Genomic DNA, 22,497 nt, shown 5'->3' with positions numbered 1-22,497 from the left:
GAGAATGACGCCGATGTCCCGGACGACGGCAATATGGAACTCAGGGATCATGGTCGTCTTCCTCGCCCTGGCCCTTGCCTCAGCGATGCGTGGCTTCACACCGACTCACCTGGTGTTGTCAAGCGTCGTGCTCCCGTTCGTCGTCGGCGCCGTGTTTGCAGCAATGGGACGCGGATGGCTCTTGGGAGTGCTCATGCTCGTGGCGGTTGGCATTCCTCTCCTCGACGTGGCCGGGCTGACGAACTTCCCTCTTGCGAGGGCAGCGTGGTTCTTGTCTGTCCTGGCGGGGTGGTTCGCCGGCGCCATGATCGGGCAACTACGTGGCCAGCGGGGAACGGAACCAGAGGCCAAGCAGCACCACCTCGATTGGGACGTGAGGGGCAAGTCCTTCCGCGAATGGTCCCCGACTGTCCCTCAAGTTGAAGCCAAGATCCGCGCTCTTGACGGCCAGGAGCGCACATTGGTCTCGTTGGTTAAGGGCCACGGGCGCCTGGATGTTTGTCATGGAGCTGCCGGGCGATTCGTGCTCTTCGAAGCGGGAGACGTGCGTGACGATGCGTCCTGGCGAATGCCAGCGAAACCAACTGACGTCGGAGAAGTTGAAGTGCGGCTGGGAAACGTCGTCGCGCCCGTGAATCGGGGCTTGCTCATCGATGTCGAGAAAGCCGTCACGATTGCGACGGCATTCGAGCTCGGCAAATCCGTACGGCCGGAGCCTGACTGGTGGGAGGGTGCGCAGGTGCTGACAGTGCGTCCGTCGTTTGATTGAGCGGTTGCGGCGTCACCAGGACGAGGGCGGTCATCCGCCGAGGTTGAGGTCACGACTTCCGACTGCGGTCGGATTCCCGTCAGTCCGGCCGAGCCGGAGGGAGGTAAGCCGGGGATGGCGTGTGATTTCGATGTCGGCGCGGGCTCGTACTGTCTGCACCCGTTTCTCAACAGCAACCGCCAAGCTTTGTACGTCAAGGACTTTCATCGCATCTGAGCGCTGACGCCCGTGCCGATCAGGGCTCAACTCGCCGCCAGTGATCGTGTCCGCTTCGTCAGCGTGAAGTCACCGAAGGCAACAGCAACCGGGTCCCTACCGAAGATGTCGAAGGCCAAGGCGTGGGTGTTGTTCCTCGTGTGGGCCTTCGCGATCGTCTTCGCGAGTGCGTTCCTCCTCGCAGGCTCTGCGGTATTCCAGTCGTGCGACGTTGCACATCGCGTCCGTTTGTCGTGTTTCATCTCCTCAGCGGAGGCGGTTAGGGGGTCCACGCGCTCGGCTAGCGGCGTCGGAGCATCGGTTCCTCAAGAGCTCATCGAACAGGGCGGTTGCGGGCGGTTCGTGCTGCGCGAGGGCGTCACGGTGGACAACCGAGGTGACATCGCATCAGCTTCGAGACCGGAGAGGAGTACATTCTTGATGCCGGTGGCGGCTCCCTCGAGGTGAGGGCTTCGTCGCGGGTGTTCGGTGCCGCGCCGGAACTCCTCGGATACCGTCGTTCTCGAGTTCGGCGCTCGGTCGGCGCAGGCGCGACTGGAGGGACGACATGAGCTTGCTCGACCTGATCGACACCCTGGACGATCGCGGTGCTGAAGACGCGGCCTCTGACGAACAGATCCACGCGGTGCAGTCCGTCCTCACCCGGGCTCTGGTGCAGGAACACGGGAGCCCCGTGTCCCGGTCGTTGGTGCGGGAGGCCGGACGGCTGGTCGCGGATTCCTGGCCTGTCGGAAGCGAGCTCGGGGCGCTGGTGCTGACCTTCGCGCAGTCGGTGTAGCTCGGGTCTCGGTGATCGCTGCACCGAACGCCGAACGCCGAACGGCCCGCGAGTCATCGCCGTTGGTCGTGTCGCCCGAACGGGGGACCCGGGCGCCTGTGCACAGTCGTCCCTCCGCGGCGCAGCCCCGTTAGGATCGAGTCGCTTGTCGGTTCTTGAGGGGGACGGTCGCCAATGTCGTTGCGCACGCTGCATCCAGGGGTACGAACGAGGAACAGCCGCGCGCTCGCGGTGGTCGCGATGGCGGGCGCTGCTGCGGTTGTCCTGGCGGGGTGCACATCGACGGATCGCGCGGTGGAGAACCCGTCCCGTGTCCTGCAGACCGTGGACACGCGCCTCGCGGCGGACGGATCGATCACCACGATCTCCGACACCGCCATCTCGGTCGGCAAGGACGATTCGTCGTCCTCGGTCACGGAGCACGAGGCGGCGAAGGCCGCGGGTGACCTGCCGCTGCGCGTGACCACGCAGTACACGACGGCGAAGAAGAGCGGGACCGACCTCGCAGACCTGGCGGGCTACTCCGGTCGGGTCGAGATCGACCTGACCGTCGAGAACCTGACCGTCCGGTCGCGGAACCTGACCTACGACGTGGCTGGGACCTCCCGGACGACGCCGGCGCTCGTCGGTGCTCCCTTCAGCATCGCCGCGTCGACCGTGCTGCCGGGCACCCGGCCGAACAGTGTCGTCACCGAGACCGCTGACGACCGGACCGCGACCGACGGCGTCGTCAGCGCGAACGGGAACGGCGATGCCGTCGTGCAGTGGGGACGCCTGCTCGCCCCGCCCACGTCGGGTGCGAGCACGACCCTGCACCTGGTGGCGAACGTCGACGACTTCGCAGCGCCCTCCTTCGACCTGGCCGCGCAGCCGGGCATCTCGACCGACCTGTCCTCGACCGGAGTGGTGAACGCGGCCTTCGGGTCCGACACGGACTCTGAACTGGCGCTCCAGCGGCGCACCATCGACCTGATCTCGCAGGTGAACGAGGTCCTCGCGCGCGCCGGGAGCACGATCACCGAGGTCCGGTCGAACCTCGAGACGACGTCGTCCACACTCGGAGTCCGGACGGCTGACCGGCTCAAGGAGAGCAGCACGTCGCTCGCCAGCACGATGAAGTCGTTGTCCGGCCAGCTCGGTTCGCTCAAGTCCGACCTCGGTTCGACGGTCAGTGCGACGCAGTCCACGGTGTTGCAGCAGCTGCAGGAGACGACCACGAGCCTCGACGCGTTGCTCGGTGACACCTCCGCCACCGCTCCCAGTCCGGCGATCGACGGCGAGGGCTGTGCGGCAGCTCCGCAGCAGGCGGATGGTGGCGCGAGCGTCTACGGCAACCTCCTGCGGGTGTCGTCGCAGTTGGAGGGGTACGCGACGGCGAGCGAGGAGTGCAAGCAGCAGGTCAGTGTGCAGCTCGCATCGTCCGTCGGGCCCAGTGAGCCGACAGCGGAGAAGTGCGCCGCCGACGACGCGAAGTCATCTCTGACGTGCGCACTCTTCGCCTCGTCCACGACGATCACGACGGCGCTCACCGGACTCGTGTCGACCGGGGACGACCTGGCGGCCAGCCTGCAGCCGGAATTGGCGCAGCAGGCGATCGACAGCTACGACGCACTCGATTCCCAGTTGGCTGGCATCGACCAGGTCCTCGACGAGCTGGCGTCCGAGGCGTCCGGCGGGGTCGACGAGCGCGAGGTCGCGCTGACCGCACTCCGCGAGCGTATCCAGGACGCACTCAAGACGGTCGATCCGCTCGTCCGCGCGATCAGCGCGGTCCACGATCGTGCGGTCGGCGCCCGGGGCGTCATCGGCGAACTCGACGCTTCCGCCGGAGACCGGTCGTTGCAGGGGCAGAACGCCGCCCTCGCCGAGCGCATCTGCCGGTTGATCGCGCCCACTGACCCGACCGGGTTGCTCCCCACCCTGCCCGGCCTCACCGAGCAGCAGGCTGACGAACTCCGGTCGTACCTGACTCGGACGCCGTGCGTGGACGACGGTGACGGCAGGACCCTGAGCCCGCCGCTCGGGTACTCCGACCCGATGGACGAGCGGCTCGACGCGCAGGCGAGCGACTGGGACGCCGTGATCGACAGCACGGACCTCACGAAGTCGGAGAACGGGATCAGTGCGGTCATCGCGGACCTGCAGGATGCCCTCAACCGGGCGGAGAGCGCTCGCGTGGAGGCCGTGGACAAGATCGACGACAACGACACCAGCACGAGTGGGACCCTCGACGAACTGCGTGCGGCGTCCGCCGCGGCGAACACGGCGGGTGATGACATCAGCGCCAAGCTCGACACCCTCAAGACCGAGCAGGACGCTCTCGGCAAGAAGGTGAAGGACGCCTTCGCCGAGGCGAACGACGAGACAGCGAAGAAGATCGACGCCCTCATCGACCAGCAGGTCCGCGACGTGTCGAAGCAGGCCGGGACCAGCAACGCCGCCGTGCTCAAGGCGTTCGACCAGTCGATCGCCGGCCTCCGCTCCACGTCGAAGCAGGTGACGTCCGGAGCCAAGGGCACGATCGACGAGCAGCGCGGCAAGCTCGAGCGGGAGAACTCGGCCCTCGCGAGCGCAGTGGACGAGCAGACGAAGCAGAGCCTGGCGCGGATCGACGCGAGCACCACGGCGTCGACCCGCGACGTCGAGGGCGCGAGCACGCTGCTGACCGGAGACCTCAACCGCGTGATGCTCGACCTGGGTGACCGCAAGGTCAACGGCTCCGGCATCCTCGGCGCGATGGCGACGAGCGCGGCGAAGTCCGACTCCGCCGACTACCAGCTCGCCTTGGCCTCGCAGAACGCAGCTGGGTACGCCAACGTGCGCGCCGAGGACGTGGCGGGCATCCTCCTCCAGCAGGAGCAGTTCCGCGCATCGCTCGACGCGGCGACCACTCTGCCGGCGTTCCGGATGGACGTGCCGGAGAGCGCGACCTCGACGACGCTGTACACCTTCACCATCGGGGGCACACGATGACGCACGCCGTCGACGACATGCAGCACGACCGGCGGCCGCGCCAGCCGCTCGTGATCGTCGCGATCGCGGTGCTCGTCATCGCGGTGGTCCTCGCGGTCGTGGTGTTCGTGGTGGACCGGAACACGCCCGCGGCCGAGGCCGTCCCGGCGACCGTGCCGGTCCCGATCCGGGTCGCCCATGTGCCCGAGGGCACGAAGATCGGTGTGGTCGTCACGCTCGGCGACGGCGAGGGGGCCGACTGGGACGAAGCGGCGCAAGGTGCCCTCGTCGCGGAACGTCGTCTCACGCTGGGCGGGACGGACGTCGAACTCGTGACGCGGAACGACGGCGGCAGCGCCGGCGGTGGGGAGCGTGCCGTCGAGGCACTCGTCGACAGCGGCGTCTCGGGAATCGTGGTCGCCTCGTCCGGTGCACACGTCTCCGGCGCACTCGAGGCGGCCGCCGACGCCGGGGTGCCGGTCGTCCTCCCGTACGCATCCAGTGGCAGCGACTCGTGGTCGACCGCGCCGTCGCCGGCCTCCACGAGCGCCGCCATGGAACGCGCGCTCCGAGGCGCTGACTCCCCGCTGCTGGTCGACCTCGGCGGCGGTGCGCCCTCCGGGCTGGAGGTCGCCCACGTGCTCACCGCGGATGCCGCCGCCGACGACACCGCGCTCGCGACGACCGTCGCCGAGCGGACCGGTGCCGTGACGGCGGATGCCACGCCCGCGGCCGGCGACGACCAGGCCGATGCCCCCGCTCCGGCGGACTCGGACGCGGTCGTCGTCAGCGGCTCGGCGGCTCGACAGGGGGCGTTCGTCGCCGCCCTGCAGTCCGCGGACGTGACGGTGCCCGTCGTCCTCACCCCGCAGGCGACCAGTCCGGCGTTCGGCACCGCGCTCGCCGACGCGAACGGCAGCCTGTCGGGCACGTTCGTCTCCGCGGGCGTCGCGACCGACGACGCGCGTGCGCTCACCTCCGACGAGCAGGGCCGTGCGATGTCGGCGTTCCTCGGCGGCGTCCGGGTGCTCGCTGACGACCCGGATGCGCAGAACCTCACCGCGGACCAGCCGTTCTCCGCGGTGGCCTGGGCCGCTGACTCGCGGAGCCACGACGCGGTCGTGGCCTTGGTGCGAGCCGTCGGCTCGGCTCGCAGCGACGACCCGTCCGAGGTGACCGACGCGCTCGCCACACTGCGTCTGGACGCCGGCGACGGGATCGCAGGACCTGCGCTCGACTTCCGCCAGCAGCAGGCACTCCGCACGGATGCGACGGTCCTCGCAGCCTCGTCGCAGACCCTCGGGCTCCGACCGGCGACCACGGAACCGACCGCGTCGCTCGTGTGGTTCCAGGACTCCACCGCTCGCTGACCACGCACCGGCGCACGAGTCGCCGGCACCTCAGACGACGGGCAACCGGACCGCCGGTACCCGCCCCACCGCACGGACCAGGAGGAGCGAGCATGCGACTGTTGATCGAGCTCGACGACCGACGTGAAGCGGTCGAGGTCGACGGGTGGGCAGCCACGTCGTGCCTCGGCGAACTCGTCCGGTCCGCCGTGGGCATCAGCCTCGAGCCCGGCACGACCCTGGCGGTCGACGGTCACCGGACGAGCGTGGACACCCCGATCCGCGACCTCGTCCTGCTCGAGGGCTCCCGCATCGCCCGGACGCCCGAGGAACGCCCCCAGCTGGTCGACGGCTGGACCGTCACCTTGGCCGGCGGTCTCGACACCGGGGCAGTCGTCCCGATCCCCCGGTCCAGGAGGCTCGTGGTCGGTCGGGCGCCGCAGGCCGACCTGGTCCTGCCCACCGAGAGCGCCTCGTGGGAGCACTGCACGCTCGAGCTCGAGGACGACGGGGTCCGGATCCGCGACGCCGGGTCGACGAACGGCACTGTGGTGGCGGGGGAGCGACTCGACGAGGAGGGCGTCCTCGTCGAGGTCGGCACGAGCGTCATCGTGGGTGGCGCCGTGTTGCTCGTGCGCCCGGACCTGCACGAGACGCCGGTTCCTGCTCCGGGTTCGCTCCCGAACCTCACCCCCGCGGCCACGGCGCCGTTCAACCGTCCTCCGCGGCCGGGGCGCAACCGGGACGTGGAGCCCGTGTCGCCGCCGAGCAAGCGGGACGTGCCGCCGGCGTCGAAGTTCAGCTGGATCACGGTCGCCGCACCGCTGGTCCTCGCCGGTGCGATGGTCGCACTGCTCGGTGACGCCCGGTTCGCGCTCTTCGCCCTGCTCAGCCCCGTCACGGCGATCGGCATGTGGTTCGAGCAGAAGCACCGGCGCGCGAAGAACCTGAAGGAGGAGGACGAGCGCTTCGCGGAGGCGGTCCGCGACTTCAGCGGGGAGATCACCGCTGCCGCCGCGATCGAGGCCGCCCGTCGCCAGGAACTCGTCCCCGACCCGGCGACCGTGGTCCGACGCGCGTTGTTGCCCGCGACGACCCTCTGGCAGCGCCGGGCCGACGACGTCGACTTCCTCAGCCTGCACGCCGGCACGGGCGACGCGCCCTGGCGTCCCCAGCTCGACTCCCGCGCGACCCAGATGAAGCTCGAGGAAGCGGCGAAGACCGCCATCGAGGAGAGCAAGCTGACGGCGGCCCCGGTCGTCGCGGACCTCAGCGACGCCGGCGTCGTGGGCATCGTCGGCGACCGCGAGGGTGCCCTCGCACTGGCCCGGAGCCTCCTGGTCCAGGCGACGGTGCACTGCGGACCCGCCGACCTGACCGTCGGTGTGTTCTGCGACAGGGGCCGCGAGGACGACTGGTCCTGGGCCTCCTGGCTGCCGCACACCCGCGTCGCGGGGAGCAGCACCGGCCAGCGGTGGATGTCCGCGCAGCGTGACCAGGGCGCCGCGGTGCTCCGCGGCCTGCGCGAGTCCATCGACGAGCTACCGACTCCGGAGCTCCTCGTGCTCATCGACTCCGAGGTCCTCACCGAGGGGCGCGACGCCCCGGCCCGGAGCCTGCTCGGCCATGGTCGGGCAGCGCTCGGCCAGGTGCGTCGTCCGGGCGAGCGGCCCCGCCGGGTGAGCGGGATCGTCATCGCGACGAACGAGCAGCAACTCCCCGCCGCGTGCACGACGATCATCACGGTGGGGGCCGACGCGGCCGCGACGGTGTACCGCCCGGAGGACCGCACGCGCGTCGACGACGTCGTGCTCGCCGGTCTCAGCCCGGCGGACGCCGAGCAGTGCGCCCGGCACGTCTCGCACTTCGACGACCCGGAACTCCTGGTGCCGGGGGCCTCGCTGCCGTCGCTCGTGCGGCTGCCCGACCTGCTCGCGAGCGCCGCCCCCGACTCTGCTTCCGAGCCGAGCGGTCCCGCGGCCATCCGTGCCGCCTGGGAGGCCCGGACCGGCTTCTCGACGCCGATCGGGTCGTCGGAGAGCGGCGTCCTCGAGATCGACCTGGTCCGCGACGGCCCACACGGCCTGGTCGGTGGGACGACGGGTTCCGGCAAGAGCGAGTTCCTGCGCTCCTTCGTCGCCGGGCTCGCCGCGCGCAACGACCCGACGCGCCTGAACTTCCTGCTCGTGGACTTCAAGGGCGGCGCCGCCTTCGCCGCGTGTGAGCGTCTGCCGCACACGATCGGCACGATCTCGAACCTCGACGAGCAGCTGGCCGACCGCGCCATCCGGGCGCTCGAGGCCGAGCTCGGGCGACGCCAGCGGGTGTTCGCCGCCGCCGGTGCCGACATCGACAACCTCGACGCCTACCTGGCGACCAAGCCGTCCGAGCCGATACCCCGACTGCTCTTCGTGGTCGACGAGTTCGCGATGCTGGCGAAGGACTTCCCGGACGTCCTGACGTCCCTCGTGGCGATCGCCGCGGTGGGTCGTACCCTCGGCGTGCACATGGTCCTCGCCACGCAGCGGCCGGCCGGTGTCGTCAGCGAGGACATCCTCGCCAACACGAACATGCGCGTGGCCCTGCGCGTGCAGAGTCGTGAGGACTCGACGAACGTCATCGGCGTGCCGTCGGCCGCCGGCATCGGACGGCAGCAGACCGGTCGTGCCTACGTGAAGCTCGGCCAGGACGACATCACGCCGGTGCAGACCGCGCTCGTCACCGGTCGCGCCCGCGACGCCCGCGCCGAGCAGCCCGTCACGGTCCGCCCCACCGACGTCTTCGGCGTCCCCGCGCCCGTGGCGTTCTCCGCACCGGCGTCGAACGACCTCACCGACCTCGACGTCCTCATCGACGCGATCCGCACGGCCAACGACGAGGCCGGCTACGCACCGCCACGGCCGATCTGGCCGGAAGCGCTCGGCACGTCCGTCCCGCTCGACGCGCTCCTGCCGGCACCCGACACGACACAGCAGACGTCCGCACCGACCCGCGTCCCGGTGGCCCTGGCGGACGACCCCGACAACCAGCGCCAGGTCCGGACCGGGTGGGACCTCGCCGAGGGCAACCTCATGCTCATGGGCATCCCCGGCAGCGGGACGAGCACGGCCCTCGCGTCGATCGCGCTGCAGCTGGCCCGCACGACGAGCCCCGACGACCTCGACCTGCTCGTCCTCGACATGGGTGCCGGCGACCTCGCGCCCCTGGCGGACCTCCCGCACACGAGCGCCTACGTCGGGTCCGGTGCCGGTGCTGCCGAGCTGCAGACCCGCATGCTCCGACACCTCCGCACCGAGCTCGACCGCCGCCGTGCTGCGCCGGGTGGTCGTCGTGCCGTCGTGCTCCTCGACGGTCTGGCGGCGCTCCGCGACGAGTACCAGGACTTCGAGGGACAGCAGCTGCTCGACGCGCTCTACCGCGTCTACGCCGAGGGGCCGGCGCTCGGCATCTCGTTCGCCGTGTCCACCACCCGGGCGAAGGCCGTCCCCTCGGCGATGGACGAGGTGACGACGCAGAAGTGGCTCTTCCGCCTCGCGGACCCGTACGACTACGCGACCATCGGCGTCCGACCGAAGGACGTGCCGCCGCCCGTCCCCGGCCGGTTCATCGACTCGACGGCGAAGCTGCAGTCGCACGTGGGCACGCCGACGGGCTCCCTCGCCGAGGCGGTCCGCGCGGTCCGCGCGCAGTGGGGCGACGTCACGCCGAAGGCCAGCGCGGTCGGTCGGCTCCCGGGCTCGGTCGCGGTCACCGACCTCGCCGTCCCCGCCCGCTTCGACACCGAGCCGTGGCAGCTCCCGGTCGGCATCGCGGAGGACGACCTCGGCACCGCCGTGCTCGAGGTGTACGACGGCGAGCACGTCCTCGTCGCCGGACCTGCGCGCTCCGGCAAGTCCTCGGTGCTCCTCGCCCTGGCCGCAGCCGCACGGAGCGCGGAGGGCACCCGACCCGCCGTGTGGGCCGTCTGCGACCGACGCTCACCGCTCGCGAGCGCGCTCGACACCGGGGCGGTCGACCGTCTCGCCGTCGGCGCGGACGAGGTCCCGGCGCTGCTCGCCGGCCTCCGGCTCGAGCGTGGACCGGTGCTGCTGCTCATCGACGACGCCGAACGGTTCGACGACGGCGACCAGAGCATCGCGTCGCTCCTGACGTCCGAGCGCCCCGGGCTCTGCGTGGTCGCGGCCGGGCGGTCGGCGGACCTCCGCTCGATGTACAGCCACTGGACCCGAGCGGTCCGGAAGGCCCGTTGCGGGGTCCTCCTGCAGCCCGACGTCGACTACGACGGCGAGCTCCTCGGCGTCACGCTGCCTCGACGTTCCCCGGTCGCGCTGACGACCGGGCGCGGGTACGCGGCCTCGGGAGGCGCGGTGCGGCTCGTGCAGACGGCGTCCGCCGCGAGCTGACCCGCTCCACCTCTCGAGCTGCTCTCCGGCTCAGGCCAGCACGGCCCGGCACGGCCCGGCACGGCCCGGCCCGGCGCGGCCCGGCCCGGCTCGGCCCGGCGCGGTTCGGCCCGGCGCGCAGCCGCGGCCGAGGCCAGAGCCGGACTCAGGCATCGAACCGACAGATCACCGCGAGGGTTCCGCGGCGATCTGTCGGTTCCGCGCCCAGACCGACCGGGCGGCTCCCGCCGAGGCCGCTGAGGCCGCCGAGACCGCCGACACCGCCGGCCGCCGCCGTCCGCGCCCGCCGAGACCGCGGCCGGCCGGTCAGTCGCGCGTGGTGATCCCGAACGGCTGGCTCTCGAGGTTCGTGAAGTTCCCCACGGTTGCCCGCACCGTGCACGACGGCGCGACCGACAGCGCGGTCACGACGAGCCCGTCCGACGACACCGCGAGCGCCCCCGAGCAGCCGTCGGCGAACCGCACGCCGGACTCTCCACCCGCGACGTCGGTCAGCATCTCCGAGGGCTTCCCGGCGCTCGGGCTGCGGTACAGCGGGTTCAGCTCGTCCGCACCGCTCGGCCACACGGGCACGAGCGTCACGGGCAGCGTGGTCTGGCTGACGGTGCGGTCGGGGGTGCGGACGTCGACACCCTGGAGGCGCTGCACCGGGTACGCGGTACCGGTCACCTCCTGGTCGGTCACCGCTGCGGTGGTCGCCTCGCCGACGGCGTCGAGCCACTCCTGCAGACCGGAACCGCCAGACCCGGAACCGCCAGACCCGGAACCGCCAGACCCGGAACCGCCAGACCCGGAACCGCCAGCCCCCGTGACGCCCGCCTCCGAGTCACCGGCCGCCACGACGTCCTGCGGCACGGATGCCTGCACGGTGACGGAGCCTCCCGCCTCGATCTCGACCCCGGTCAGGCTCCACGCGCACGCGGTGTCGACCCCGGTCAGGGACGGCTGGTTCCGTTTGACCGTCACACCCTCGCCGTTCCACGTCACTGCCGGGCACTCGGCGTCCTCGTCCGCGCCGGGGAGGACCTCGAGCAGGGGGCCGCTGAGCGGTGCGGTCTGCGCGCTGTACGTGATCGAGACCTCGACGGTGCCGGCCTGGGGGTCGACGACGGCCTTGCGCGTGGTCGTCAGCCCGGTGGGGAGCGGTCGGTCCTGCTGGTACGCGCTCGCCGCCTGCGCGGTGCCGGTGCCCGCGCCGGGTTCCTCCCGACCGGAGCCGGGCAGCCACACGACGGCGGCGACGACGAGCACCACGACGAGGACGACCCCGACGACGCCGAGGGCGAGCATCCGGTTCGTCAGCCAGTCCGGTCGGCGGAAGCGGCGTCGGGGCGGCTCGGGTTCGGCGGCGGCGACGGCGACCGGCGGGCGGGCGAGGGGCCGGATGACGGTCTGCGAACCAGCTTGCCCGAGCTCGGGTTCGGGGCCGGCGTCGACGGCTGCGAGCGCGCTGCCCGCGTCCCCGTCACCCGCACCGGCCGTGGATGCACCCGCCGAGAGAGCGCCGCCGCCGACACCACCGGCGCCACCCGCAGTGCCGGACCCACCGCGCACCACCGTCGCCGGCCGCTCGACCTCGTCGAACGAGTCGGGGTCGTCCGCCCGCGGCAGGGCCGGCGCGTCCCGGAGCGAGCGTGCCAGCCGGCGGAGGGTGGCCGCGGCGTCGACCGCGGAGGGTCGCGCTGCCGGGTCCTTGGCCAGGAGCGACGAGAGCGTCGACCACAGCGCGTCGGGCACGTCGAGCCGCGGCGGGGTCGAGGTCACGTGCCGGTAGGCGACGGCGAAGTCGGTGCCCGGTCCGGCGAACGGTGTCCGCCCGGACAGGAGTTCGTAGAGCATGACGCCGGCGCCGTACACGTCCGAAGCCGGACCGGACCGGCCCTGGCTGATCGACTCCGGCGCCATGTACTGCGGCGTGCCGAGGAGCCCGGTCGTCTTGCGGTCCCGTTCGGCCACGACCGAGGCGATGCCGAAGTCCGACACCCGCACGTCGCCGGTCCTGCCCGCGGTCCACGCGGAGTCGAGGAGCACGTTGTCCGGCTTGACGTCGCGGTGGCTGACGTCCTGCTCGTGTGCGGCGGCGAGGGCGTCGAGTGTCTCCGCGGTGATCGTCAGCGCGTCGGCCGGCGGGAGCGTGCCGACGGCGAGCAGCAGGTCCCGGGCCGAACCCCCACGGACCAGGTCCATGACGATCGCGAGCCGGTCACCCTCGACGACGAGGTCACGGACCCGGACGATCGAGGGGTGTCGGAGGGCGAGGAGCACCGAGCGCTCACGGACGAACCGCTCGACGACGTCGGGCTCTGCGGCGAGTTCTGCGCGCAGGAGCTTCGCGGCGAACTGCTCGCCGGTCGCGGTGTGCTCGGTCCGCCAGACCTCGCCGGACGCTCCGGTCCCGAGCAGCTCGACCAGGCGGTAGGACGCACCGAGCGGCTCACCACGGCCGTACTGCGCGTGCTGTCCGTCCTCCGCCACAGATCCCCCAGACCCACGATCACCGGCGCGTCACCGGCCGCCCCATGTTACCGGCCGGACCCCGGCGCCGCGTACTGGACGTCGATCGTGTGGGCGACGAACCCCTGCCGTCGGTAGAGCGCCAGCGCGGGGGTGTTGTCGCCCTCGACGTACAGGGCGACGGCGTCGAGCCCGCGGCCGACGAGCCGGGCGGACCCCGCACGCATGAGCACGCCGCCGAGGCCCTGCCCCTGCAGGTCGGGGCGGACGGCGACCGCGTAGAACTCGCCGACGCCGTCCTCCACCTTGAGCCAGCACGAGCCGGCCAGGCGTCCGTCGGCGTCGCGCAGCAGCACGAGGTCGTCGCCGGAGAACCAGGCGTCGGACTCGCGGGCCCGCAGGTCCTCGAGCGTCATCCGGCCCTGCTCCGGGTGCGTGGCGAAGGCGGCCGCGTTGAGCGCGAGCCAGTCGGTCTCGTCCTCCGTGGAGCCCGCGCGGAAGGCGTCGAGTCGGTAGCCGTCCGGGAGGCCCGTCTCCGGTGCCGCGGTCGGCACCGGTGCGCGCAACTGCAGCAGCGTCCGCTCCGCGGACCAGCCGTACCGGGCCGCGAGGGCGCGTGCGGCCGGGTGGTCGCCGTGCGCCCACGCGCGGACCGGGGCGTCGTCGCCGAGGGCGAGCACCTGCTCGACGAGGCCGGTCCCGATGCCGCGCCCCCGGGCCTCCCGGCGGACGACGACCTCGACCTCGTCGTCCCGGACGACGGCGACGCCGGAGTCGTCACCGAGCACCCGCGCCCGGCCTGCCCGCAGGTCCACGAGCGTCTGGTCGGAGAACGGGGGAGCCTCGCCGTCCGCGACCGCGGCGTCGGCCAGTTGCTCGACGACGGCGAGCATCACTGCCCCTGCAGCCGTTCGTCGTCGTCGTGGACGTTGAAGCGGTACCCGACGTTGCGGACGGTGCCGATGAGCGACTCGAGGTCGCCGAGCTTGGCGCGCAGGCGTCGGACGTGCACGTCGACCGTCCGGGTGCCGCCGAAGTAGTCGTACCCCCAGACCTCGCTGAGCAGCTGCTCGCGGGTGAAGACCCGGGCGGGGTGCGACGCGAAGAACCGGAGGAGCTCGAACTCCTTGAACGTCAGGTCGAGCGGCCGGCCACGCACCTTGGCGGAGTAGCTCGCCTCGTCGATGACGACGCCGGAGGCCTGGATCTTCGACCCGGTCGGGTTCTTCGACGCGCGACCGGCGTTCAGGCGGATGCGGGCGTCGACCTCCGCGGGGCCGGCGGACTCGAGCACGACGTCGTCGATGTTCCACTCGGTCGTCACCGCGGTGAGGCCGCCCTCGGTGACCACGAGGACGACGGGGGTGGTCGAGCCGCTCGTGGCGAGGATCTTGCACAGGGCCTTGGCACTGACCAGGTCGGTGCGGGCGTCGACGAACATGAGGTCGCTCTGCGGTGCGTTCACCAGCTGCGCGGCCTCGGCCGGGACGTGGCGGATCCGGTGGCTCAGCAGGCCGAGGCTCGGGAGGACGTCGCCGGGCGCGGCCGAGGTGAGTACCAGGAGCTGTGCCACAGGACCTCCAGAGGGAGAAGACGTCGTTGCGCCATCCTAGTGAGCCCGCAGAACCCACCCGGACGGACGGTCCAGCGCGTGCCTGTCATGATGGGGACGTGAGCGAGACGAGCGACCCCGCGACGGCCGAGCCGCCCGTCGGGCCGAGCCAGCGCCGACTGCGGCTGGCGTCCGTCGTGCCGGTCTGGTTGCTCGCGGTGGTCGGGGCGGTGCTCGTGCTCACCCTGACGGCGAAGGACTCGTTCGCCTGGCTCCTGCTCGTGTTCGTCGCGGCGGTGTTCGTCAGCTTCGTGCTCCAGCTCGCGACGCAGACGAAGGACGGTCTGGTCGAGCGGATCAGCATCGCCTCGTCCGGGTCGTTCGTGGTCGTGCTCGTCACCGCGCTCGTCCTGCTGGCTCGCTGAGCGTCCTGCGCTGTCGGTGCCGGCCGCGTAGAGTTGCGGCATGGATTCGCTGCTTGCGCTCGAGCTCTTCTACGTGGGCCTGCTCGGCCTGGCGTCGCTCGCCATCGCGTTCATCTCGGTGACGGTCATCGTCAAGCTCTTCAAGGGCCAGCGGTGATCGAACTGCCGGAGGGCCTCTCGGCCGAACTCGTCCCGCTGTCGTGGCTGGTCGGCGTGTGGGAGGGCACCGGGGTGGTCGAGTACCCCGTGGGCGAGGACGACACCGTCCGCACGTACGAGTTCGGCCAGCGCGTGAGCTTCAGCCACGACGGTCTGCCGTACCTCAACTACTCGTCCACGACGTGGCTGCTCGACGAGGACCGCACGCCGCTCGCCGCCGAGATGGGCTACTGGCGACTCGACCGTCCGTCCGAGCCCGGTGACCGCGGTCCGGCGATGCTGCTCGGCGACGGACCGGTGCCGTTCTCGACCACGCAGAGCGTCGAGACGCTGCGCAACCAGACCGACGGGTTCGACGTCGAAGCGGCGATCATCCACCCCACCGGGGTCAACGAGCTCTACGTGGGCCGGGTGAAGCAGGGCCGCATCGACCTCGCCACCGACGCCGTGATGCGCTCCGCCAACGCCAAGGAGTACTCGGCGGCGACGCGCATGTACGGCCTCGTCGAGGGCAAGCTGTTCTGGGCGTGGGACATCGCCGCGCTCGGCCGTGAGCTCACCTCGCACGCCTCGGGGCAGCTCGCGAAGGTCGACTGATGCCGTCCCCGTTCGCCGGACACGACGGCTTCGTGGCGTCCGGGGCCGGTCCGGCCGCGCACCTCGGCAACCCGCTCGGCGAGCAGCGCCTGCTCGCCCGGGGCCGCGCGGTCGTGGAACTCGGGCTCGGGGTCGTCACGGTGTCGGGCCCGGACCGGCTGTCCTGGCTGAACTCGATCACGTCGCAGTTGCTGCTCGGCCTGGCGCCGGGCGTCAGCACCGAGACGCTCGTGCTCGACGCGTCCGGTCGGGTCGAACACGCCGCCCGTGTCGTCGACGACGGCGAGACGACCTGGCTCCTCACCGAGCCGGACGACGCCGCGCCGCTCGCCGCGTGGCTGTCGTCGATGCGGTTCATGCTCCGCGTCGAGGTCACCGACCGCTCGGCCGACCTCGCCACGCTCGGCTGGTTCGCGGGTGCGGACCCGCTCGGTGGCGCCGCTCCGCTCGCGACCTGGGTCGACCCGTGGTCGTCCGTCACGCCGGGCGGCTGGGGCTACGCCGACCTGGAGGCCCACCCCGGCTCCGACTGGACCCTCCGCATCGCCGTGGTCACCCCCGACACCGCCGCTGCCGTCGCGGCCTCGGACGTGCCGGTCGCCGGCCTCCTCGCGCTCGAGGCCCTGCGGATCGCCGCCTGGCGCCCGGCGCTCACCGACGTCGACGAGCGGACGATCCCGCACGAGCTCGACTGGCTCCGCTCCGCCGTGCACCTGTCGAAGGGCTGCTACCGCGGGCAGGAGACCGTCGCGAAGGTGCACAACCTCGGGCGTCCGCCGCGGCGGCTCGTGATGCTGCACCTCGACGGATCCGACGGCGTGGTCCCCGCGCCGGGCACCCCCGTCACGCTCGACGGCACCGAGGTCGGGCGGCTCGTCGCCTCGGCCACGCACCACGAGCTCGGGCCGGTGGGGCTCGCCGTGGTCAAGCGTTCGCTGGACCCGTCGGCGGTGCTGACCCTTCCGGCCGACGACGTCGTGGTGACCGCCGCGCAGGAGGTCATCGTGCCTCCCGGGGCCGGTGCGACCGCCGACGTGCCGCGCCTCCCGCGGCTCGGGGCCGTCCGCCGCGGCTGACGACCCGTCGGCGCCGAGCGCCGCACACCCATCGCGCCCCGTTCCGCTCATCGCGCCCCGTCCCGACGGGGCACGATGTCCGTCGAGGGGCGCAACGCCGAGGCCGACGCCGGCGTCGCTCAGGCCGGGGCGACCGCCGACCACGGGACGCTGAGCTCACCGAGCCGCCACCGGGCGACCCCGTGCAGCACGGGCCACCCGCGGTCGCGCATGCCACGCACCGCCGCGATCCATCGTTGCCGCGGGCCGTACGTGCCGAGCGGGGCCGCGACCGCCCAGGCCAGGTCGAGGTCGCGGAGGAACGCGTGCACCCGCTCCCCGGGGACGTTCCGGTGGATGAGCGCCTTCGGCAGGCGTTCCGCCACGATGCTCGGGACGTCGAGCCCGGCCAACCGCAGGGCGACCGTGAAGGTGTGCGGGGCCTCCCGGTCGAGCGTGACCCACGAGGCGACGCGACCGACCTCGTTGCAGGTGCCCTCGACGAGCTGGCCGCCGGGCTGGAGCCGGTCCTGCATGATCCGCCACGAATCGAGGACCGCTGACTCGTCGTACTGCCGCAGCACGTTGAACGCGCGGATCACGGCCGGCCGCCGTCCGCCCGGCGTCGGGGTCTCGAAGCCGCCGAGCCGGAAGGTGACGCCGTCACGGGTGCCGGCGTTCGCGAGGGCCACGCGCGATGGCTCGATCTCGATGCCGGTGACCTCGACGTCCGGTCGGACGCGGGCCAGCCGGTCGCGGAGCTCGAGCGTCGTCGTCGGGCTCGCGCCGTAGCCGACGTCGGCGACGAGCGGGTCGTCGGTCCGGCGGAGCACCGGGAGCGTGGCGATCCACCGGTCGACGCGGCGGAGGCGGTTGTGGCCGGTCGTCCCGCGTGTGACGGTGCCGATCGGCGAGGCGTTCCCGGGCATGGGACCAGGGTACGGGTGGAGCGCCGCTCGGTAGACTCGGCGCATGACCTCCACGCTCGTCCTGCTGCGTCACGGCAACAGTGACTGGAACCAGAAGAACCTGTTCACCGGTTGGGTCGACGTCCGGCTCTCCGAGCTCGGCGAGAAGGAGGCGAAGCGCGCCGGCGAGCTCATCGCCGAGTCGGGCATCGTGCCCGACGTCCTGTACACGTCGCTCCTGACCCGTGCGATCCAGACGGCCGACATCGCCCTGCTCGAGGCGGACCTCGCCTGGCTGCCGGTGAAGCGCGACTGGCGCCTCAACGAGCGCCACTACGGCGACCTGCAGGGCAAGGACAAGGCGCAGACCCTCGAGCAGTACGGCGAGGAGCAGTTCATGGAGTGGCGCCGCTCGTTCGACGTGCCGCCGCCGCCCATCGCCGACGACGCCGAGTGGTCGCAGGCCGGTGACCGCCGCTACGCCGGACTCGGCGACCAGCTGCCCCGCACCGAGTCGCTCAAGCTCGTCATCGAGCGCCTGCTGCCGTACTGGGAGTCCGACATCACGCAGGACCTCGCCGCGGGGAAGACCGTCCTCGTCACCGCGCACGGCAACTCGCTGCGCGCGCTCGTGAAGCACCTCGACGGCATCTCGGACGACGACATCGCGGGGCTGAACATCCCGACGGGCATCCCGCTCGTGTACGAGCTCGACGACGACCACCGTCCGACGAAGCCCGCGGTGTACCTCGACCCCGAGGCCGCCGCTGCCGGCGCCGCGGCCGTCGCCGCGCAGGGCGCGAAGAAGTAGGACCACCCGGGGCGACGTGCGTCGCGTCCGGACAGGAGGCCCGTCCCCGGCCGGGGCGGGCCTCCTCGCCGTCAGGCGAAGTGCGCGGCGATCTCCTGCACGAGCATGCCCACGTCGTAGGGGCGGGCGGTGTCGACCCGGACGACGGGCGTCACCCCGACCGGACCGGCCGCGTCGCCGTGCTCGTCCCAGAAGGCGAGCACCGACGCGAGGTCGCCGTGCACGTCGTGGCGCACCGGCAGCGTGCCCGGGTCGTACCGGTCGCGGAGGCGCTCCTCGGCCGTGGCGCGGTCGACGTCGCACCACACCTCGACCGCGCGCGGCGACCCGGCGGTGGTGAGTCCGGCCTCCAGGAGACCGCGGTCGCGGGACGGCAGCCAGACGGCGTCGACGACGACCCCGTTCTCGACCGCACCGGCCATCGACCACATCGTGTCCAGGGCGACACCGCCGAGCGTGCGCGAGGCGATCATCGGACCGGCGATGTCGGCCAGGGGCTCCTTGATCCGGTCCTTCGACAGGAAGGGGCAGCCGAGCACCTCGGCGAGGGCTGCCCCCACCGTGCTCTTGCCGGAACCGGGCATGCCGTTGACGATGATCGCGACCTGGGCCATGCCCTGATCCTCCCAGGTCTCCGACCGCAGCACACCGCCGGGACAGGCGTGAGCGGCAGCCGGAGCTGACGGGCAGCCGGAGTCGCCCGGCAGCCGGAGTCGTCAGGCCGGCGAGGTCGTGACCGCCGCGGCGCCGGCCCAGTCGCCGGTCGCCAGGTACTCGACCTTCTTCGCGATGGAGACCGCGTGGTCGGCGAAGCGCTCGTGGTAGCGGGAGGCCAGGGTGGCGTCGACCGTGTCGACCGGCCCGCCCTTCCAGGCCTCGCCGAGCACGAAGTCGAAGACGCTCGCGTGCAGCTCGTCGACGGCGTCGTCCTCGTCGCGGATCTCGGCAGCGAGGGCGATGTCCTCGGTCGCGAGCAGGCGCGTGAGCTTCTGCGACATCGCGACGTCGTGTGCGCCCATCTGCTTGAAGGTGCCACGCAGGCCCTTCGGGACGACCTTCTCGGGGAAGCGCTGGCGCGTGAGCTGCGCGATGTGCTCGGCCATGTCGCCCATGCGCTCGAGCGAGGAGCTCACGCGGAGGGCGGTCACGACGACACGGAGGTCGCGCGCGACCGGGGCCTGGCGGGCGAGGATGTCGATCGCGACCTCGTCGAGGTTCGAGGCCGCCTCGTCGATCTTCTGGTCGTCGGCGATCACCTCCTCGGCGAGTGCGACGTCGGAGTCGCTGAACGCCTGGGTCGCTCGGGTGATCGCGGACTCGACGAGTCCGGCGATCTCGGTCAGACGCTCTTGGACGTCCTGCAGCTCCTGCTGGAACACTTCGCGCATGGGGGAGAACCTCTCTCTGCGTACCGGACGAGTGTCGTCAGCCCAGGTGAACGATCGGTGACCTGCGGCTGAACGGTTCGCGTTCCGGCCCGGAGAGGGCGGTGAACGGGATCGGAACCGCGTGTGACCACTCCTACACTGACGGCATGGACAACGCGTGGCTCGTGCCACTGTCGATGCTCCTCGGCGGTGTGTTCGGAGCGGGCGTCGTGGTGCTGATCATCACCGCCGAGCGCACGGCACGGGCTGCCGACGTGGCGGAACGGACCCTCCCCGACGGCGTCGCCGCAGTGATCGCCACGATGCACAACCCCGCCGTCGTCGTCGACCCGTCGAACACCGTCGTCGCCGCCTCCCCGCAGGCGCTCGCGGTCGGACTGGTGGTCCGGCGCAAGCTCGTGCACGCCGAGCTCGCCGAACTCGTGGACCAGGTGCGGCGCAGCGGGGAGATGGGGTCGGAGGACCTCGAACTCCCGCGCGGGGGACGGGGCGACGTCATCGGCTACCTCAGCTTCCGCGCGGCACAGCTCGGCAACCGGTACGTGCTCGTCACGGCCGACGACCTCACCGAGAGCAGGCGGATCGACGAGGTCCGACGGGACTTCCTCGCCAACATCTCGCACGAGCTGAAGACCCCGATCGGCGCGATCGGCCTGCTCTCCGAGACCCTGGTGCTCGCCGCCGACGACCCCGCGCACGTGCGGAAGTTCGCCGCGCAGCTCGTCTCCGAGTCGGAGCGGCTCGGCGCCCTGACCAAGGACATCATCGAGCTGTCCCGCCTGCAGTCCGTCGACGCGCTCGAGGCCAGCGAGGAGACCGCGATCGACGCGGTCGTGCAGGCCGCGATCGACGGCAACGAGGTCGTCGCCCGGGCCCGCGACATCGAGCTCGTCCGTGCGAAGCGGTCCAAGCTGCGGGTGATCGGCGACCCCGGCCTGCTCCAGGTGGCGGTGTCGAACCTCATCGCGAACGCGGTGAAGTACTCCCCGGACCACACCCGCGTCGGCGTCGGCGTCCGGCGGGTGAAGGGCTTCGTGGAGATCGCGGTCACCGACCAGGGCGTCGGCATCCCGCAGTCCGACCTCGACCGCGTGTTCGAGCGGTTCTACCGCGTCGACCCCGCGCGGTCCCGCGCGACCGGCGGGACCGGCCTCGGGCTCGCGATCGTGAAGCACATCGTGAGCAACCACGGCGGTGACGTCCGCGTGTGGTCGCAGCCCGGCAAGGGCTCGACGTTCACCATCCGTCTCCCCGAAGCAGACCCCGAACTGACCACAGCACTCGAAGAGCAACTGGAAGAGCAGCCATCGTGACCAAGATCCTCATCGTCGACGACGAGCCGGCCCTGAGCGAACCCCTGGAGTTCCTGCTGCAGCGCGAGGGGTACGACACCTCCGTCGCTGCCGACGGCGTCACCGCGCTGTCGAAGTTCGACACGGACGACCCCGACCTCGTCCTGCTGGACCTCATGCTCCCCGGCCTGAGCGGCACCGAGGTGTGCCGGCAGATCCGCACGCGGTCGAACGTCCCCATCATCATGCTCACCGCGAAGGACTCCGAGGTGGACATCGTCGTCGGGCTGGAGCTCGGCGCGGACGACTACGTGACGAAGCCGTACTCGACGCGGGAGCTCCTGGCCCGGCTCCGTGCCGTCCTCCGTCGTCGCACCGAGGACGACCCGGGCGACGTCGGCATCCTGCAGGTGGGCGGCATCCGGATGGACGTCGAGCGCCACACGGTGTCGGTCGACGGGTCGGAGACGCCGATGCCGCTCAAGGAGTTCGAGCTCCTCGAGCTGCTGCTGCGCAACGCGGGCCGCGTGCTCACCCGCGGGCAGCTCATCGACCGGGTGTGGGGGTCGGACTACTTCGGCGATACGAAGACGCTCGACGTGCACATCAAGCGCATCCGCTCGAAGATCGAGCGCGTTCCGAGCACCCCGGAGGTCCTCGTGACGGTCCGCGGGCTCGGCTACCGCATCGAGGCGTAGTCGCGGACGGACAGACAGGAGGCCCGGAGCCGGTCCTGCGGGACCAGCCCCGGGCCTCCCGGGTGTCTGCTGCGTCAGTTCGTGCCGTTGTCGCCCTCGGACGAGTCGGTCTGCGAACCCTCCTGCGTGCCGGGGGCGTCGGCGCCACCGGTCGGCTGCGTGCCGCTGACGGAGGGGGAGGTCTCGGTCGGCGTCGGCGTGGGGGTCGGCGCGAGGGTCTGGTACTCCTCCTGCGCGCTCGTGAGGACCGGCACGGTGGCCGACGCGCCCTCGGCGCCCTGGTACGAGAAGTACATCTTCACGAGCGAGCCCGGCTTCGCGGTGACGTCGTCGAAGTCGACCGTGTCGTGCTGCTCGTCGTCGGCGAGCACGACGGTCGAGTTGCTCGGGACCTCGACGGTCTGGTCGGTGCCGTCGAGCTCGAGCGTGACGGTGCGGTCGCGCTCCCCGGTGTTGACCAGGGTGCCGACGAAGCGGGCGTCCTCGCCGGTGTCCGTGATGAGCAGGGCGTTGCGCACGTCGATGCTGCCCGTCGACACGTCCACGCCGTCGGTGATCTGGCGGATCTCCTTGGTGCGCGCCGGCGACAAGAACTCGCAGCCGGTGGCGCCGAGGGCGATGGACGCGGCGACGGCGACGGAAACGAGTACCCGAGCTCGCAAGAGGTTCCTCCGGAAGTCAACGATGGCGG

18 protein-coding genes are annotated in these 22,497 nt (G+C 71.8%); 11 read left to right on the top strand and 7 right to left on the bottom strand.

Annotated features, from left to right (window positions below):
- Positions 1-49 precede the first annotated feature (49 nt).
- The 5 genes from DEJ32_RS08595 (at position 50) to DEJ32_RS08570 (ending at position 10,467) form a co-directional block, all read left to right on the top strand.
- Complete coding sequence (locus DEJ32_RS08595; RefSeq protein WP_110891088.1) at positions 50-769, top strand: hypothetical protein; 720 nt, start codon at positions 50-52, stop codon at positions 767-769.
- A gap of 763 nt (positions 770-1,532) precedes the next feature.
- Positions 1,533-1,763, top strand: a complete 231-nt coding sequence (locus tag DEJ32_RS08585) for a hypothetical protein (RefSeq protein ID WP_110891086.1) — start codon at positions 1,533-1,535, stop codon at positions 1,761-1,763.
- Positions 1,764-2,057: 294 nt separating this feature from the next.
- A complete protein-coding gene (locus tag DEJ32_RS08580; RefSeq protein WP_110900961.1) occupies positions 2,058-4,736 on the top strand; it encodes a hypothetical protein in 2,679 nt (892 codons plus the stop codon).
- On the top strand, positions 4,733-6,085 hold the full coding sequence (locus DEJ32_RS08575; RefSeq protein WP_110900960.1) for an amino acid ABC transporter substrate-binding protein: 1,353 nt from the start codon (positions 4,733-4,735) through the stop codon (positions 6,083-6,085). Before DEJ32_RS08580 ends, DEJ32_RS08575 begins: the two co-directional genes overlap by 4 nt.
- A gap of 92 nt (positions 6,086-6,177) precedes the next feature.
- Complete coding sequence (locus DEJ32_RS08570) at positions 6,178-10,467, top strand: FtsK/SpoIIIE domain-containing protein (RefSeq protein WP_110900959.1); 4,290 nt, start codon at positions 6,178-6,180, stop codon at positions 10,465-10,467.
- A gap of 306 nt (positions 10,468-10,773) precedes the next feature.
- On the opposite strand, the gene DEJ32_RS08565 is transcribed toward DEJ32_RS08570, so the two are convergent.
- Genes DEJ32_RS08565 through DEJ32_RS08555 form a run of 3 tightly spaced genes read right to left on the bottom strand, consistent with a single transcriptional unit; the run spans position 10,774 to position 14,494 of the window.
- The gene (locus DEJ32_RS08565; protein ID WP_110900958.1) at positions 10,774-12,942 is read right to left on the bottom strand and encodes a serine/threonine-protein kinase; all 2,169 of its coding nucleotides are present in this window, start codon (positions 12,940-12,942) and stop codon (positions 10,774-10,776) included.
- A 47-nt stretch (positions 12,943-12,989) separates the two neighbouring features.
- The gene (gene mshD, locus DEJ32_RS08560) at positions 12,990-13,814 is read right to left on the bottom strand and encodes a mycothiol synthase (RefSeq protein ID WP_110891081.1); all 825 of its coding nucleotides are present in this window, start codon (positions 13,812-13,814) and stop codon (positions 12,990-12,992) included.
- Positions 13,814-14,494, bottom strand: a complete 681-nt coding sequence (locus DEJ32_RS08555) for a response regulator transcription factor (protein WP_110824120.1) — start codon at positions 14,492-14,494, stop codon at positions 13,814-13,816. Before DEJ32_RS08555 ends, mshD begins: the two co-directional genes overlap by 1 nt.
- Before the next feature lie 98 nt (positions 14,495-14,592).
- On the opposite strand from DEJ32_RS08555, the gene DEJ32_RS08550 reads away from it, so the two are divergent.
- The 3 genes from DEJ32_RS08550 to DEJ32_RS08540 all read left to right on the top strand — a co-directional run bounded on the left by DEJ32_RS08550 (position 14,593) and on the right by DEJ32_RS08540 (position 16,730).
- Positions 14,593-14,898: a hypothetical protein gene (locus DEJ32_RS08550; RefSeq protein ID WP_110824119.1), complete on the top strand. Its 306-nt coding sequence runs from the start codon at positions 14,593-14,595 to the stop codon at positions 14,896-14,898.
- A 153-nt stretch (positions 14,899-15,051) separates the two neighbouring features.
- A complete protein-coding gene (locus DEJ32_RS08545) occupies positions 15,052-15,654 on the top strand; it encodes an FABP family protein (RefSeq protein ID WP_110891080.1) in 603 nt (200 codons plus the stop codon).
- Positions 15,654-16,730 carry a folate-binding protein YgfZ gene (locus DEJ32_RS08540; RefSeq protein ID WP_110900957.1) on the top strand — a complete coding sequence of 359 codons (1,077 nt, stop codon included), beginning with the start codon at positions 15,654-15,656 and terminating at the stop codon, positions 16,728-16,730. Before DEJ32_RS08545 ends, DEJ32_RS08540 begins: the two co-directional genes overlap by 1 nt.
- A gap of 119 nt (positions 16,731-16,849) precedes the next feature.
- On the opposite strand, the gene DEJ32_RS08535 is transcribed toward DEJ32_RS08540, so the two are convergent.
- Positions 16,850-17,638 (bottom strand): class I SAM-dependent methyltransferase, encoded by a 789-nt coding sequence (locus DEJ32_RS08535; RefSeq protein ID WP_110900956.1) that lies wholly within the window; start codon positions 17,636-17,638, stop codon positions 16,850-16,852.
- Positions 17,639-17,681: 43 nt separating this feature from the next.
- On the opposite strand from DEJ32_RS08535, the gene DEJ32_RS08530 reads away from it, so the two are divergent.
- A complete protein-coding gene (locus DEJ32_RS08530; RefSeq protein ID WP_110824115.1) occupies positions 17,682-18,428 on the top strand; it encodes a phosphoglyceromutase in 747 nt (248 codons plus the stop codon).
- 71 nt (positions 18,429-18,499) lie between these two features.
- Here the strand turns inward: DEJ32_RS08530 and DEJ32_RS08525 are convergent, their stop codons facing one another.
- Together DEJ32_RS08525 and phoU are read right to left on the bottom strand one after the other, a co-directional pair.
- Positions 18,500-19,042: an AAA family ATPase gene (locus tag DEJ32_RS08525; protein WP_110900955.1), complete on the bottom strand. Its 543-nt coding sequence runs from the start codon at positions 19,040-19,042 to the stop codon at positions 18,500-18,502.
- Positions 19,043-19,144: 102 nt separating this feature from the next.
- Complete coding sequence (gene phoU / locus DEJ32_RS08520; RefSeq protein ID WP_110824113.1) at positions 19,145-19,816, bottom strand: phosphate signaling complex protein PhoU; 672 nt, start codon at positions 19,814-19,816, stop codon at positions 19,145-19,147.
- A gap of 146 nt (positions 19,817-19,962) precedes the next feature.
- Here phoU and DEJ32_RS08515 point away from each other — a divergent pair, with 146 nt between their 5' ends.
- The gene (locus DEJ32_RS08515) at positions 19,963-21,129 is read left to right on the top strand and encodes a cell wall metabolism sensor histidine kinase WalK (protein WP_110891076.1); all 1,167 of its coding nucleotides are present in this window, start codon (positions 19,963-19,965) and stop codon (positions 21,127-21,129) included.
- Positions 21,126-21,806 (top strand): response regulator transcription factor, encoded by a 681-nt coding sequence (locus tag DEJ32_RS08510; RefSeq protein ID WP_110824111.1) that lies wholly within the window; start codon positions 21,126-21,128, stop codon positions 21,804-21,806. The genes DEJ32_RS08515 and DEJ32_RS08510 overlap by 4 nt, the downstream gene beginning before the upstream one ends.
- Before the next feature lie 74 nt (positions 21,807-21,880).
- Here the strand turns inward: DEJ32_RS08510 and DEJ32_RS08505 are convergent, their stop codons facing one another.
- On the bottom strand, positions 21,881-22,468 hold the full coding sequence (locus DEJ32_RS08505; RefSeq protein ID WP_110900954.1) for a hypothetical protein: 588 nt from the start codon (positions 22,466-22,468) through the stop codon (positions 21,881-21,883).
- Positions 22,469-22,497 lie beyond the last annotated feature (29 nt).

The organism is Curtobacterium sp. MCPF17_046 (assembly GCF_003224295.1).
GTDB lineage: Bacteria > Actinomycetota > Actinomycetes > Actinomycetales > Microbacteriaceae > Curtobacterium.
This window is presented reverse-complemented; position numbering and strand designations above follow the sequence as displayed.

Excerpts from the sequence above, each read along its gene's own strand:
- DEJ32_RS08595 (WP_110891088.1), top strand. The coding sequence starts at position 50 with ATGGTCGTCTTCCTCGCCCTGGCCCTTGCCTCAGCGATGCGTGGCTTC.
- DEJ32_RS08585 (WP_110891086.1), top strand. The coding sequence starts at position 1,533 with ATGAGCTTGCTCGACCTGATCGACACCCTGGACGATCGCGGTGCTGAA.
- DEJ32_RS08575 (WP_110900960.1), top strand. The coding sequence starts at position 4,733 with ATGACGCACGCCGTCGACGACATGCAGCACGACCGGCGGCCGCGCCAG.
- DEJ32_RS08570 (WP_110900959.1), top strand. The coding sequence starts at position 6,178 with ATGCGACTGTTGATCGAGCTCGACGACCGACGTGAAGCGGTCGAGGTC.
- mshD (WP_110891081.1), bottom strand. The coding sequence starts at position 13,814 with ATGCTCGCCGTCGTCGAGCAACTGGCCGACGCCGCGGTCGCGGACGGC.
- DEJ32_RS08540 (WP_110900957.1), top strand. The coding sequence starts at position 15,654 with ATGCCGTCCCCGTTCGCCGGACACGACGGCTTCGTGGCGTCCGGGGCC.
- DEJ32_RS08535 (WP_110900956.1), bottom strand. The coding sequence starts at position 17,638 with ATGCCCGGGAACGCCTCGCCGATCGGCACCGTCACACGCGGGACGACC.
- DEJ32_RS08530 (WP_110824115.1), top strand. The coding sequence starts at position 17,682 with ATGACCTCCACGCTCGTCCTGCTGCGTCACGGCAACAGTGACTGGAAC.
- DEJ32_RS08525 (WP_110900955.1), bottom strand. The coding sequence starts at position 19,042 with ATGGCCCAGGTCGCGATCATCGTCAACGGCATGCCCGGTTCCGGCAAG.
- phoU (WP_110824113.1), bottom strand. The coding sequence starts at position 19,816 with ATGCGCGAAGTGTTCCAGCAGGAGCTGCAGGACGTCCAAGAGCGTCTG.
- DEJ32_RS08515 (WP_110891076.1), top strand. The coding sequence starts at position 19,963 with ATGGACAACGCGTGGCTCGTGCCACTGTCGATGCTCCTCGGCGGTGTG.